This window comes from Tessaracoccus sp. OH4464_COT-324, assembly GCF_003932855.1.
GTDB lineage: Bacteria > Actinomycetota > Actinomycetes > Propionibacteriales > Propionibacteriaceae > Arachnia.
The window spans coordinates 24687-38310 of sequence record NZ_RQYZ01000022.1; the positions used below are offsets into that span (position 1 = coordinate 24687).

Here is a 13624-nt window from a genome sequence, read left to right on the forward strand (position 1 = left end):
AGCGAGCGGTGGGAGGGATGATCCCTCCCACCGCTCCGTGGTGTCAAGCAGGTCTGTGTTCAGCAGCCGGTCTTCGGCAACCGCGGCTTGCCGGGCTTGGCCGGCTTGTCCGGCTTGCCGGGCTTGGTCGGCTTGTCCGGCTTGTCCTGGTTGAACCAGTCCGGTCCAGGCGAGAAGACCGGCAGGCGGATTGCCGTACCCGATTCCTTCGCTACGAACTTCAGCGTATGGTCTCCCTTAGCAAGCTTCGAGATCTGGATGACGACGGTGCCGACGCCGTCCTTGATGCTGGCCTTCGCCACGTCGTCGCCAGCCAGGGCGTCGTCAACGTAGACTTCGATCGTCTTGTTGAACAGCTGGGGCGAGACGCGCTCGCCGGAGGCGTCGAGCAGCATGTCGAGGGTCCCCTTGTACACGGTGCCGGGAGCACCGAGGGTGACAGTAAGCTGGGGGGCCAACTCCGTGGGGTCGAGGGTCATTGACACGCCGCGCTTGGAGTAGTCCGGAGCGATCGTCTTCTTGGCCTTCAGCCAGCTGACCCACGCGTGCAGGTCAACCTGGCCGCTGTCCTTGCGGTTCACGCCCTTGGCGAGTTCGTGGAAGTTGTCGCCACCTTCGATCAGGAACGAGCCGGAGCCAACGGTGTAGAGCTTCTTGTCGTCAATGGGCTTGCCGTTGATCCAGATGTACCCGATGCGGCTCCCCTCGGGATTGGCCTCGTTGTAGTCGTAGGACACGTTCTTGGACAGGCCCAGCGCCAGGTAGGGGCGCGACGGCACGTTGCCCTTGGTGTCCCGCTGCCACTGCTGTTCCAGCACCTTGCGGAACTGGGCACCAGTGATCTGGGTGGTGAACAGCGAGTTGGCGAAGGGGAGGATGTTGGCGGCCTCCTCGTAGGTCACGTCGCCCTTGTCGAAGGAGGCGCGGGTGCCGCCGGGGTTCTGGATGCCGATGAACTCCGGGTTGCCGTCGCTCAGCGTGTCGTAGAACATCTCCGCGACCATGTTGCTGAGCGGCGACTCCTGGTCGCGCACCCCGTTGCCGCCGTTTCCTGCGGTGGAGACGGCCACGCTGGCGTCGGCGATCACCTCGGAGCCGATCTTCTTGGCCTTGGCCTTGGCGTCGGCCACGATCTTGTCGACCGCAGCGATGCGCGGCAGGCTCAGGTCCACCTCATCCTTCTTCGCTGGGCGCATGAGGGAGCTGGTCATCTTGCAGACGTCGAACGTGTCGCTGACCTCGACGTCGACGCGAGCCAGGCCGGAAGCCTTCGCCCGGGTTTGCACGATCGGCTGACCCTTCGGCGTGACGTAGGTGTAGTCCTGGTGGGTGTGCCCGTTGAAGATGACGTCCACGTCCTTGGACATGTTGTTGAACATGTTGGCGAACTTCGGGTTCGCGGCCGCGGCCGCTGCGCCGTCGGCCATCCCGCCGGGGCCACCCTCGTGGATACTCGCCACGACGAGGTGGGCCTCGCCATTCGAGGCATCGCCATCCTTCAGCTTGGCGGCCACGCGGTTGACGGCCTCCACCGGGTCGGTGACGACGATGTCTTTGATGCCGCCGGGGGAGACGAGCGACGGGAGGTCGTCGGTGACCGCGCCGACGACGGCCACCCGGACCCCGCCGAGGTCGAAGAGCTTGTACTCCTTCAGCGGCTTCGCCACCTCGGTGCCGCCCTTGACGAAGACGTTCGCGCCCAGCATGTCGTACGCGTTGGGCATGGCGCTGATGTGGGGGATCACGCGATCCTTGAGGTCGTTCCAGCCGCGGTCGAACTCGTGGTTGCCGGCCGAGGCCACGTCCAGCTCCATGGCTTTCAGCACGTCGAGGGTGGGGATGTCCTCGCTGGCGGCAGAGACGAACGACGAGCCGCCGATGTCGTCGCCGGCGGACAGGAACAGCACCCGGTGCTCGTTGCCCTGGCGCAGCTTCTCCAACGGGGTGAAGAGCGCGGTGGCCTTCTCGATCTCGCCATGGAGGTCGTTGATGCCGACGAGGTGCAGGGTTTGGTCGGTGACGCAGTCGTCGGCGCGCGCGGATGCGGGGGCGTAGGCTGCGAGGGACCCGGACAGCGTTAACGCTGCCGTGATCAGGCCGGCGGTGGGCCTGCGGAAAAAGTTGGACATCTTGCCTGGCTCCTTGTGGGATGGCTCACGGGGGTTGGGACAGTAGCTAGCAAACTACTTATCCAGGTTGCGGTCAAGCGGTTTTCGTAAAATGGTGCGGTCGAGGTGGAAGTGGCTCCGGGCGGTCTTCCAACGAGTGGGCGAAGGCTTTGTAGCTTTCGACACTGCGGGGATCCCGTCTCGCTTCTTACGCTCTAGTAAGTTACTGTTGCGTAACCTTGAGGGAGGGCTCAGATGCGAGACGCCATGGTGCAACTGCTTACCCCGGAAGGCACCCGGGTGGAACACCCGGACTACGCCTACCAGGGCGGCTTCGACGACCTCAGGAGGTCACTCAAACAGATGTGGCTCGGCAGACGCTTCGACGCGGAGGCGACGGCGCTGCAACGCCACGGGGAACTCGGACTCTGGCCGCCGCAACTCGGCCAGGAGGCAGCGCAGGTTGGTGTCGCCCACGCCATCGGCCCCGCAGACCACGTCTTTCCCACCTACCGTGAGCACACCGTCGCGCTGACCCTGGGCCTGCCCATGGAGCCCGCGCTCGCTCTCTTCCGCGGCTCCAACCCCGGACACTTCTCCGAGCCCAAACGCTTCATGCCCTACTCCATCGTGATCGGCGCCCACACCCTGCACGCCGTCGGCTACGCCATGGGCATCCAACTCGACGGGCTCGTCGGCAACGGCGACGGCACGGACGAGGCCGTCGTCGCCTTCCACGGCGACGGCGCCTCCGCCCAAGGCGACGTGAACGAAGCCTACGTCTTCGCCGCCAGCTACAACGCGCCCGTCGTCTTCTTCTGCCAGAACAACCAGTGGGCCATCTCGGAACCCGCGACCGTGCAGTCGCGCATCCCGCTCTACCAGCGGGCCCGCGGCTTCGGCTTCCCGGGGGTGCAGGTCGACGGCAACGACGTCCTCGCCGTCGAGGCCGTGAGCAGGTGGGCCCTGGAACGCGCCCGAGCGGGCGAGGGTCCCACCTTCATCGAGGCCTACACCTACCGCATGGGAGCGCACACCACCGCCGACGACCCCACCAAGTACCGGCACCGCGACGAGGAGGAGAGATGGCGCGGCCGCGACCCGATCAACCGGCTGATGACGTACCTGCGCGCCGAGGACCAGCTCGACGACTCCTTCCTCGCCGAGCTTGAGGCGGAAGCCGACGAGTTGGGGGAGCTCACCCGCGCCAGCATCCGCCGGATCACCGACGTGACCCTAGCCGAACTGTTCGCCACCACCTACGCCGAACCCACCGTCGCGCTCAGCGCGCAAGCGCAGCAGCAGGCGGAATACGCGGCCAGCTTCGAGGAGGCCTGATGAAGCTCACCATGGCCAAAGCCCTGAACCGGGGGCTGCGACGCGTTCTCCAGGCCGACCCCAAGACGCTCATCGCCGGCGAGGACGTCGGCAAGCTCGGTGGGGTGTTCCGTGTAACGGAGGGGCTACAGGCCGAGTTCGGCGAGAACCGGGTCTTCGACTCCCCGCTGGCCGAATCCGGCATCGTCGGCACCGCCATCGGGCTGGCCATGCGCGGCTACCGGCCCATCGTCGAGATCCAGTTCGACGGTTTCGTCTACCCCGCGTTTTCGCAGATCGTCTCCCAGCTGTCGCGCTTCCACGTCCGAACGGGCGGGCGCGTGCCCATGCCGGTGGTGGTGCGCATCCCCTCCGGCGGCGGAATCGGCGCCGTCGAGCACCACTCGGAGTCGGTGGAGAGCTACTTCGTGCACACCCCCGGGCTGAAGGTCGTCACCCCCTCGGACCCGCACGACGCCTACTGGATGATCCAGCAGGCCGTGCAATCCAACGACCCGGTCATCTTCCTGGAACCCAAGCGCCGCTACCAGGTGAAGGGTGAGGTGGACATGGAAAACCGGCCCACGCCCCTGCATGCCGCCGCCATCCGACGCTACGGCGCCGACGCCACGCTGATCTGCTACGGCCCGACCGTGCCCACCTGCCTGGAGACGGCGGAGATCGCCGCCGAAGAGGGCCTCAACCTCGAAGTGCTCGACCTGCGCAGCCTCAGCCCCATCGACTGGATCAGCGTGCGCAACTCCGTGTCCCGCACGAAACGCGCCGTCGTCGTGCATGAGGCACCACTCACGCTCGGGCTGGGCGCGGAACTCGCCGCCCGCCTGCACGAGGAGCTGTTCTACACGATGGAGGCTCCTGTTGCCCGGGTGGCGGGCTACGACATCGCCTACCCGTCGGCCCGCGTCGAACACGACTACCTACCCGGCGTCGACCGCATCCTCGACGCCGTCGAGCGCAGCCTCGAAAGCTAGGAGAACCAAATGCTCAAGCAATTCCTGCTTCCCGACGTCGGTGAGGGCCTCACCGAGGCGGAGATCGTCGAGTGGCGCGTCGCCGTGGGCGACGTGGTTCGGGTCAACGATGTACTTGTCGAGATCGAGACGGCCAAGTCGTTGGTCGAGCTGCCGTCGCCGTACGCGGGCACGGTGACGAGGTTGCTCGTTAACCAGGGCGACGAGGTGGCGGTGGGCACACCCATCGTCGAGATCGACGACGGCGAGGCCGCGGAGGAAGAGCTGCCTACGCTCGTCGGCTACGGAGCCAGCGAAGGCCGAGGCCGGCGACGGCGACGCCGCAAGGACATCAAGGCCGAGCCGTCGCCCGCGATGGCCACGGCCTACGGGCAGCTGGACCACGGCCACAGCATCGAAGATGTGCACCCGGCGATGCCCGTCACCGCGCAGCCAGTCGGCGACCCGCTGCCGGACGCGGGCCAGCCGCCGACGGAGTCGACGCTGGTGCTGGTCGCCGGGGATGAACCTCGCGCCAAGCCGCCGGTGCGCAAGTACGCCCGCGACCTCGGCGTGGATCTCGCTCACGTCGTCGGCACGGGACCCGACGGCACGATCACCCGGCGCGACGTCGAGGCGGCCCACGCGTTCCAGTCGCGGCCCAGGCAGGGGCGCGTGATGGACGAGCCGGGCCCCGAAGCCGCGCCGGGCGGATTCGACCCCTTCGCGGGCCGAGCCACCCGTCGGGTGCCGATCAAGGGGGTGCGCAAGCTGACGGCGGAGAACATGGTCCGCTCGACGAGCACCCATGTGCACGTCACCGAGTGGGTTACGGTCGATGTGACGGCGACGATGGAGCTGGTCGAGCGGCTGAAGTCGCGCCGCGAGTTTGCGGGGCTCAGGGTGTCGCCGCTGTTGATCTACGCCAAGGCGATCTGCCTGGCGCTCGGCCGCAACCCGGAGCTCAACTCCGCGTGGGACGAGGAGAACCAGGAGATCGTCTACTTCCGCGACGTCAACCTGGGCATCGCGGCCGCCACCCCGCGGGGGCTGATGGTGCCCAACGTGAAGGCCGCGAACCGGCTCAACCTCGTGGAGCTGTGCGCGGCGATCACGGGCCTGGTGCAGGTGGCGAAGGAGGGCAAGCTGCAGCCCGCGGATTACGCAGGCGGCACCTTCACGATCACGAACGTGGGCGTGTTCGGGGTGGATGCGGGCACGCCCGTCATCAACAGCGACGAGTCAGCGATCCTGTGCATGGGGGCCATTCAGCGGCGCCCGTGGGTGGTCGGCTCGGGCGCCGAGGAACGGATCGAGCCGCGTTGGGTGACCACGCTGGCGCTCAGCTTTGATCACCGCAACGTGGACGGGGAGCAGGGCTCCAAGTTCCTCGCCGACGTGGCCGCCATCCTCGCCGACCCGACAGAGGCGCTCCTCTACTGAGCGTGGGTGTTGGACGGGGCGTTGCTCGCGCCACGAAGTAGGTTTCCCCAGGAGTCATTGGAATGCGTTGCCGGATGATTCCTCGCTGCCCGTGACACTGGGGATTCCGCAAGATGTTGGGGAGCAGGCCGTCGAATGGTTATGGCGAGACATCTGCCTGGGCAGGGCCGACGTCAAACGTCTCGGGAAAACCGCGGTGGTGATGTCCGAGAAGGGGCAGCCTAGCAGCAGAAAAGCCCGGGAGCCGGCCGCCTACGCACTAGCCTGCCGCCAGCCGTAGACCTTGCGGAAACGTCCCGGGCACGATGCCCCTGCTCTCCGACGTGACCCGGACAGCTGCGGCTGCTCAGGCGGCCACGTGCGAGATGGTGACGACCACCTTGGCCTCCGGCAGCCCCCGGTCCCGGCAGGCGTCGCTTAGCGCGGCGGAGAGCCGACGTGCGACGTCGCCCGCGCGGTGGCCGGCCGCCACCGCACAGGCCACCTCGACAACGCAGGTTTCCTCCGTGACGCTGACCCGGACGTGTTCCGCGCCGGGGCCGACGCCCAGGGCCTTCGCGCCTTCTTTCAGCAGCGCGCGGAACTTGGAGCCCGCCAGATACAGCTGGCGGACCCCAGGAACGTCGCGGGCGGTCGCCTCAAGCTCGGCAACCAAGCTCGCCTGGTCCGTCACCCGGCCACCTCCTCGCGTCGGTCGGTTTGGATGTCGGTAACCACAATATCCACGGCCGACACGCTCAGATCGGTGTGCTCGGCCAGGCTGGCCAGGATTTGGCCGCGCAGCTGGCTGGCCAACTCCGGGATGGGGCGTCCGAAGGGCAGGCAGGTCTCGACGACGACGGTGACCGGTGCGCCGAGGCTCTCCACGTCGCCCATCAGCTTGCATCGGCCGATGACGACGCCGGGCAGGCGCACCTCGATCTGGCGGATCAGCCCGCGCACGGCCCCTTCGGTGATGCTGAGCTCGTGTGGTTCGGGGGTTCGGTAGGGGATGCGACGGCCCGCGCGCGCGTCGAGCGCGATGCCGCTGATGATCCAATTCACCCAGGACTCGTCGGCCTCCCCGCAAGCCTCGTCCTCCTGCACCATCTCCGTCGTCAGCCGACGGAGGCGCTCCAGTGACTCCAGGGCCAGCTGGCATGCGGGGGAGCGCTCGATGGCTTCATTGCGCGGCTGCCGTCCGGAGTCCAGGTACTGCGCCAGGTCTTCCACGGTGTGGCCGTCCAGGTCGTCGGACTCGAAAGTCTGGAGATCTTCCGGCTCCTCGATCATTGCCAACCCTCCATCCGCTTCATGATGCTCCGCCGGGCGCGAGCCAACAACCCTCGAACGGTGGACTCCGGAAGCTCCAGTGTCTCGGCGATCTCCCGATAACTCATGTGCTCGACCTCGCGCAGAACCCAGCAGCTGCGCTGCGCCTCGGGCAGTTGGGCCAGCGCGGCGCGCAGCGCGGACACCGTCGCCTTGGCCTGGGTCAGTTGGGAGGGCGAGTGGTGGTCGGCGGCGGCCACGTCAAGCTGCTCCGCGTCGTCGGTGCGCCGGTGAGCCCGGACGCGATCGATCGCCCGGTGTGTAGTGATCCGCATCAGCCAGGCTTTCACCTTGCGCGGATCCTCAAGCTGGTCCAGTTTCTGCCAGGCGGTGATGAACGCCTCCTGCACGACGTCATCCAGCTCGTCGCTGGAGCCGAGGATTCGTCGCGCGGTGGCCCGCATCATCGGCCCGTACCTGCGGACCAGAACTGCGAAAGCGGACGTGTCGCCGTCGGCCGCCCGACCTGCGATGATCCTGTCGTCTGCTGAGTTGAGGAGGGCATCATACGGGCTGTGGCCACTCGATGCCGAGTGGCCACAGCTGGTTTCCGTGTTGGAGGGTGACAAGTCACGCCTTGTTCTTGCGTCCCACGACGAAGCCGTAGATAGCGAGGACGATCAGGGAGCCGCCGATGGCGAGCAGCCAGCTCCAGATCGAGAAGAACTTGTCGATGCCCTCGCCGAAGATCCTGCTGCCGAGCCAGCCGCCCACCAGGGCGCCGACCACGCCGAGAATGAGGGTGGCGACCCAGCCGCCGCCCTGCTCACCGGGCATAATCGCCTTGGCGATAGCACCGGCGATCAATCCGAGCAGCAAGAAGCTCAAGAGTCCCATGGTTAAACCTTTCTTGTAATGCCGCCGGTGGGCGGCGTTCACTGGTTAGACGGGCCGAGCGCCCGATTCGTCACGGATGAACAGAAAATTTCTGCGCATCACTGCCGAATCGACTCCCGCCAGAGGCTCCCCGCAAGGAGAATCGAACCCGCTTCCCCTCTTAGAGGATGCTAGAAGTAGGCGTTCCGTTGGGGAGGCTCACTGGGCTCGCGCCCCATCGTCGGTGGCCGTGTCGTCGGAGGGCAGGTGCACGTCGTTGACCGTTACGTTCACCTCGGTGACCGTCATACCGACGATGGTCTCGATGGCGTTGATGATCGCCTGACGTACGCCGTCGGCCACCTCTTGCAGTGGGGTGGGGTACTCGGTGACGAGCACCACGTCGACCGAGACCTGTCCATCGTCCGCCTTGACGCTGATGCCTTGCGCCTGGCCGGCCCCGGTAACCGCTTCACGGATCGCGCCGAGTGCGCGAGCCACTCCGCCACCCAGCGCGTGCACCCCGGGGGTTTCGCGGGCGGCGATGCCGGCAACCTTGGCTATCACCGCGTCTTCGATGATGGTCTGGCCCAGCTCCGGGGTTTGGCTGGTGTTCTCTGTGGCAGTCATTGCTTCTCCTGTGCTTTGCTGTACCCGCGTCGTAGGCTCACTGGTTGGACGGCCTTCAGCTCCACTTTGTCACATCGGAGGTTGAGAGGATCCTGACCTGGGTTATCGGTTACCCGTCCGGGCGGAGTGACGGGATGGTCTCCGAGGTTGCGGCGTGGGCTGAGGCTGGGAAAGGAGTGTTGCTCGACCCGGCTCACGCCAGCAGGACGTGGCGCAGACCGTCGGTGAGGGTGGGGCTGGCGAAGCAAAAACCGGAGGAGAGCAGGGCGTCGGCTGTGACCAGCTGATCAGTGTTGATCAACTGGTCGTAACCTTCCTGGCCGAGCAGTAGTTTCGGGCCCAGCGACGGCGTGGGCAGCCAGGTGGGACGGCGCAGGACCCTCCCGAGGACTTCGGCGAACTCCTGCTGGGTTGCTGGGGCTGGGGCCACCGCGTTCAGCGGGCCGCTTGCATCGTCGGTGATGAGTGCGTGGGCGTAGGCGCGCGTCAGATCATCCAACGTTATCCAGCTGAGCCAGGCGTCGCGCGCACCCATCCGCCCGCCCAGCCCCACCAGGAATAGAGGGAGTTGAGGAAGCAGGGCTCCGCCGCCTGCGCTGAGTGCGATACCGGTCCTCAGGAAGACGGTGCGCACCCCGGCCTCGCGCGCCGGTTCCGCGGCTTGCTCCCAGGCAGCAACCACGTCGGCTAGGAAACCGGGGCCGCGTTCTGAGCGTTCGCTGAGTGGCTCTCCCGGGCGGCGAGCCCCGTAGATTCCGATTGCAGAGGCCTGGACGAGGACACCCACCCCGGCTCGGGCACAGGCCTTGGCCAGCAGTCCGGTGGCTTTGACGCGCGAGTTCAAGATCAGCTGCTTGTTCCTCGCTGTGAAGCGGCCTCCTATCGTGTGTCCGGCCAGGTTGACTACCGCGTCAGCCCCGACGAGCGCCTCCTCGGGCAGCTGTCCCGTGGTCGGGCACCAGCGGGCTTCGTCGGAGCGCGCGGCGTCTCGCCGGACCAGGCAGACGACGCGGTGCCCCAGCGAGCGCAGCAGGGCCACTAGCTGTGTGCCCACAAGACCCGAGGCCCCCGCGACCACCACCTTCTTGGGGGGCGCAGGCGCCAGTGCTAGATCTGCGCGGAGTTGCCGGGAGCGGAAATCGAACAGGCGACGCAGCCTCTTTTCAACGAGCCCACGTGGCACCCCTGCGGGGGCTTCCCAGTGGACGATGTCGGTGACTACGGTCGAATCGCCGGGCCCATCCGCGAAGTGGTGTTCGTGGCGCCAGCGGCTGAATGGGCCCGCCAGCTGCTCATCGACGAACAATCGTCCGGGTATCAGTTCGACGTGGCGCGCCAGCCAGTTCCAGCCTGGTTTGCCGGGCAACAGCTGGGCGACGGGACTGGATATCCGCAGCCGCACCTGGGACCCCACGGCGATCGAGTTGGTTGCTTCGCTCAGCACCGTGGCCCAGCCAGGCGGGGTCAGTCGGGTTACCGCGCCAGGCCGGGTATGCCAGGTGAACACCTCGGCTACGGGCTTGGGGTAGGAGCTGGTGTGCTTGAATACGGGCACGTGCTCTCCTAGTTCCAGGGTGGTTGGTCGGATTCTAGCCTTAGAACTCGGTGGCGCTGGGCTGTGAGTTGACTCGGTGGCGCCGGCGAGTCTGTCTCCGTCGGCTGGGCCGGGCCGTCGGAGTCCTGCTCCGCTTCGCCTGACTACGTCGTCTCGTCAAGAGCGAGCGTCTGTTTTCCTTGAGCCGGGCGATGGAGGAAGCTAGCTGCTCCTTTCGCTGAGTGAACGCGCGGGCGGATAGGAGATGGTGGATTCCGGTGACTCGGCAGAAGCCGACCGCGATTCCCGCCATGAGGAGCACCATTGCGGCCTGGATCGGCCAAACTGAGGTCTTGGTGGCGGAGACCAGAACCAGGCTGAACGTCAGTATGACGAGCGCGAAGGAGAGCAACAGTATGTTCACCCGGTCGAGCGTCGCCCGCCCGAACTGAGCCAGAACCAGCCCTATCGTGACGGCTGTGAACGCCCAGGTGACGGCCACCAGTCTGGCTTCATCGAACAGCTGCGCCTGGTTGGCGGCTGCGGTGGCCAGCAGCGCGAGTAGCCCGATCGCCAGCTCCAACGCCAGCAGCCCGAGTAGCCTGCTGAGCCGGGGCCGACGCCCACCTGCTCGGGCGGCCGCGTGAGCGGCGGTGGCTTTGCTGTGCAGGTCAGCCTTTTCGTAGGTTCGCAGAAGGAGGAGGGCCTCGGTGGATGAGCCGATGATGCCGGTGGTTTGTAGCATCACGGAGTAACTGAAGATGATCAGCAGCAGGAGGAATGCGGTGGCCGGGCTAGCCCTGTCGCCTGTGGGGCCGTTGATGGCGAGTTCGAACATGCAGGAAGCGAAGGCCGTCGACGTGTAGAGCGAGCAGAGCGCGTAGACATTGCTCAGGCTGGAGTTGATGTGGAACTTATCGAAGGTGGCGAGAGCCTCGGCCTTGGTGTTTCCCAGCGCGGCTGCCACGAACAGGGTTACTGCCACGCCCAGCAGGGCAAGGTTTGTTCCGGGGTCCGCCAGGGAGCTGACGAGGGACGGGTGGGTGTGGAGGAATAGCTGCTGGAGATGCTCCCGGGTGGCCACGCTTTGCGAATCCAGCCGCGGGTGGGAGAGGAAGACCAGCACGGCGTACATCAAGACGCCGATCGCCGCGCTCATCAGGACGTTGTTCGCCAGCTTCCGCCGGCTCCGCCTGTAATTCCGGTATGGGGTTTCCGGCTCGGTGCCGGTCATGGCCGAGTCGTGGCGCCGGCCGAGTAGCCGCCCGGGCGGCGGTCAAGTTCTGTGGGTTCGGCGAGTGCCCTGCGGCGGGTTGGCCCCATCGGAAACCTCTTCGGTCAGTCGGCGGGCGGCCCTGGAGGAGGCCGCCCGGTGGGTCAGGCCCTCTCCTCGGCCAGGTGATCTTTGTCGTCGGAGAACACGTCGGGGATGCCGTCGAGGTTGGCGTCGATGTGTTCCTTGCGCTCGATGGTGCGGTAGTGACGGTTGCGCGGCGCGAGCAGCGCGCTGCCCACGATGGTGGCGACGACGGAGGCGGCCAGCACGCCGACCTTCGCCGGGTCGTGCAGCATGTGGGATCCGGGGAAGCTCAGTTCGCTGATCAGCAGGGACACGGTGAAGCCGATGCCGGCGATCGCGGATACCCCGAGCAGGTCGATCCACTTGATGTCTGGGTCGAGGTTGGCGTGTTTGAGCCGGGTGACCAGCCATGTGGTGCCGGTGATGCCGATCATCTTGCCCGCCACCAGGCCGACGACGATGCCGAGCGCCACCGACGAGGTGAGCGCATCGAACAGCCCACTGGCCCCGCCAACGTTCACGCCTGCGGAGAAGAAAGCGAACGCGGGCACCGCGAAGATCACCGAGATCGGGTTGAAGCGGTGCTCAAACGTCTCGGATAGCGAGTACTTTGGCCCAAACTCTGACTTGGCGCGCACCGGTACGAGGAAGGCAAGTACGACGCCCGCGATCGTCGCATGGATGCCGGAGTTGTAGAACAGGGCCCACACGATGATGCCGATGGGCAGCAGGAGCAGCCAGGCCGCCGTGTAGGACTTCTTGAACCAGTGCTCGAAGCGGTAGGCGAGGATGCCGTAGACGGCCAGCGGGATGATGGCGTAGGCGAGGTAGTGCAGCTGCAGGTTCGTGCTGTAGAACACGGCGATGATGGTGATCGCGATCAGGTCGTCGACGACGGCCAGGGTCAGCAGGAACGTGCGCAGCGCGGCAGGCAGGTGGGTGCCGATGATGGCGAGCACGGCCACGGCGAAGGCGATGTCGGTCGCGGCGGGGATCGCCCAACCGGAGAGCGACCCGTCGGTATTGCCCAGGTTGATCAGCACGAAGATCACCGCAGGTACCGCGACGCCGCCGAAGGCCGCGGCGACGGGCACCAGCGCGCGGCCTGGGTCGCGCAGGTCGCCGACGAGGAACTGTCGCTTCAGTTCAAGGCCCACCATAAAGAAGAACACCGCCAAGAGGCCGTCGGCGGCCCAGTGCCCGATGGAGAGCTTCAGATTCAGCCAGCCGAAGTCGTAGCCAACGTAAGCGTCGCGCAGCGCGAAGTAGGCTTCAGAAGCCCCCGAGTTGGCGACGATGAGCGCCGCGATCGTCGCGAGGATGAGTAGCAGACCGGCCATGGAGCTGGTGGTCAGCGCCTTCTCCACCCGGGTGTACTCGCGGTAGGTGCCGCGCGTCAGGATGAACTCTTCGCGTGTCTTGGGTGCCATGTTGGGGGCCCTCTCCATCGCTTACGAACTAACCGCCGACCAGACTTCCCGGCTCTCCAGCCAGCCATTCTCCCATACCGGCGACGATCACCCGAATCCCGGCCGTGCCCGGAAAAGCAGCTGGGGGCCCGGCCGGGCCCCCAGGAGCGTGTGTTGCGGAGCGGAGATCACTCCGACTCGGTCTTCTTCTCCTTGAGGAGCTTGGCGACACCGACGCCGATCTCCAGTGCCACTCGCAAGAGGACGAACCAGAAGAGCAAGCTGCCGAGCATGTCGAGCAGCTCAATGACGAATCCACCGAAGGAGAACCCGGCGTAGCTGAACCCGTTCAGCACCTTGCTGAAGCTCATCACCTCGACGAGGACGATGCCCACGAGGCCGAGGACGAACAGTATGCCCGCAGAACTCGGCAGCGACAGGGCGGAGAACTTGAAGTCGAACGGGCCGGGGGCCCCCTGGTGCTGCGGCTGCGGCTGCGGCTGCTGGGACCACTGCTGCTGCGGCCACTGTCCGCCCTGCTGCGCCGGCTGGGCAGGCATGCCCTGCTGCTGGGACCACTGCTGCTGCTGCTGCGGCGGCTGCGGCTGCGACGGCTGGCCCTGTTGCCAGGGCTGCTCAGCCGCCTGCTGCTGGCCCCACTCGTTGGCGGAGGGGGCCGCTGCGGGTTGGCCCCACTCGTTGGCGGAGGCGGCGGCTGCGGGTTGGCCCCACTCGTTGGCGGAGGGAGCGGCTGCGGGTTGGCCCCACTCGTTGGCGGAGGGAGC

General features: G+C 66.7%; 13 protein-coding genes. 3 read left to right on the forward strand and 10 right to left on the reverse strand.

The features are described from left to right. Window positions 1-59 precede the first annotated feature (59 nt). On the reverse strand, window positions 60-2129 hold the full coding sequence (locus tag EII42_RS10385; protein WP_125172054.1) for a bifunctional UDP-sugar hydrolase/5'-nucleotidase: 2070 nt from the start codon (window positions 2127-2129) through the stop codon (window positions 60-62). Between the two features lie 234 nt (window positions 2130-2363). Here EII42_RS10385 and EII42_RS10390 point away from each other — a divergent pair, with 234 nt between their 5' ends. Genes EII42_RS10390 through EII42_RS10400 form a run of 3 tightly spaced genes read left to right on the forward strand, consistent with a single transcriptional unit; the run spans window position 2364 to window position 5839 of the window. Further along, complete coding sequence (locus EII42_RS10390; protein WP_125172055.1) at window positions 2364-3446, forward strand: thiamine pyrophosphate-dependent dehydrogenase E1 component subunit alpha; 1083 nt, start codon at window positions 2364-2366, stop codon at window positions 3444-3446. After that, window positions 3446-4417, forward strand: a complete 972-nt coding sequence (locus EII42_RS10395) for an alpha-ketoacid dehydrogenase subunit beta (protein ID WP_125172056.1) — start codon at window positions 3446-3448, stop codon at window positions 4415-4417. Before EII42_RS10390 ends, EII42_RS10395 begins: the two co-directional genes overlap by 1 nt. A gap of 9 nt (window positions 4418-4426) precedes the next feature. Then, window positions 4427-5839 carry a dihydrolipoamide acetyltransferase family protein gene (locus tag EII42_RS10400; RefSeq protein WP_125172057.1) on the forward strand — a complete coding sequence of 471 codons (1413 nt, stop codon included), beginning with the start codon at window positions 4427-4429 and terminating at the stop codon, window positions 5837-5839. Window positions 5840-6185: 346 nt separating this feature from the next. On the opposite strand, the gene EII42_RS10405 is transcribed toward EII42_RS10400, so the two are convergent. The 9 genes from EII42_RS10405 to EII42_RS12975 form a co-directional block, all read right to left on the reverse strand. After that, window positions 6186-6512 (reverse strand): hypothetical protein, encoded by a 327-nt coding sequence (locus EII42_RS10405; RefSeq protein WP_125172058.1) that lies wholly within the window; start codon window positions 6510-6512, stop codon window positions 6186-6188. Continuing rightward, window positions 6509-7111 (reverse strand): hypothetical protein, encoded by a 603-nt coding sequence (locus EII42_RS10410; protein ID WP_125172059.1) that lies wholly within the window; start codon window positions 7109-7111, stop codon window positions 6509-6511. Before EII42_RS10410 ends, EII42_RS10405 begins: the two co-directional genes overlap by 4 nt. Continuing rightward, window positions 7108-7719: an RNA polymerase sigma factor gene (locus EII42_RS10415; protein WP_125172060.1), complete on the reverse strand. Its 612-nt coding sequence runs from the start codon at window positions 7717-7719 to the stop codon at window positions 7108-7110. Before EII42_RS10415 ends, EII42_RS10410 begins: the two co-directional genes overlap by 4 nt. 1 nt (window position 7720) lies before the next feature. Beyond that, window positions 7721-7987, reverse strand: a complete 267-nt coding sequence (locus EII42_RS10420; protein WP_125172061.1) for a GlsB/YeaQ/YmgE family stress response membrane protein — start codon at window positions 7985-7987, stop codon at window positions 7721-7723. A gap of 198 nt (window positions 7988-8185) precedes the next feature. Continuing rightward, window positions 8186-8596: an Asp23/Gls24 family envelope stress response protein gene (locus tag EII42_RS10425; RefSeq protein WP_125172062.1), complete on the reverse strand. Its 411-nt coding sequence runs from the start codon at window positions 8594-8596 to the stop codon at window positions 8186-8188. Window positions 8597-8789: 193 nt separating this feature from the next. Then, the gene (locus EII42_RS10430; RefSeq protein WP_125172063.1) at window positions 8790-10151 is read right to left on the reverse strand and encodes a TIGR01777 family oxidoreductase; all 1362 of its coding nucleotides are present in this window, start codon (window positions 10149-10151) and stop codon (window positions 8790-8792) included. Between the two features lie 40 nt (window positions 10152-10191). Continuing rightward, entirely contained in the window at window positions 10192-11289 is a 1098-nt protein-coding gene (locus EII42_RS10435; RefSeq protein WP_125172064.1) for a hypothetical protein, read from the reverse strand. Between the two features lie 218 nt (window positions 11290-11507). Then, on the reverse strand, window positions 11508-12860 hold the full coding sequence (nhaA, locus tag EII42_RS10440) for a Na+/H+ antiporter NhaA (RefSeq protein ID WP_125172065.1): 1353 nt from the start codon (window positions 12858-12860) through the stop codon (window positions 11508-11510). 167 nt (window positions 12861-13027) lie between these two features. After that, a partial coding sequence (locus tag EII42_RS12975; protein ID WP_158676482.1) for a DUF4282 domain-containing protein occupies window positions 13028-13624 on the reverse strand: 597 nt, incomplete at its 5' end.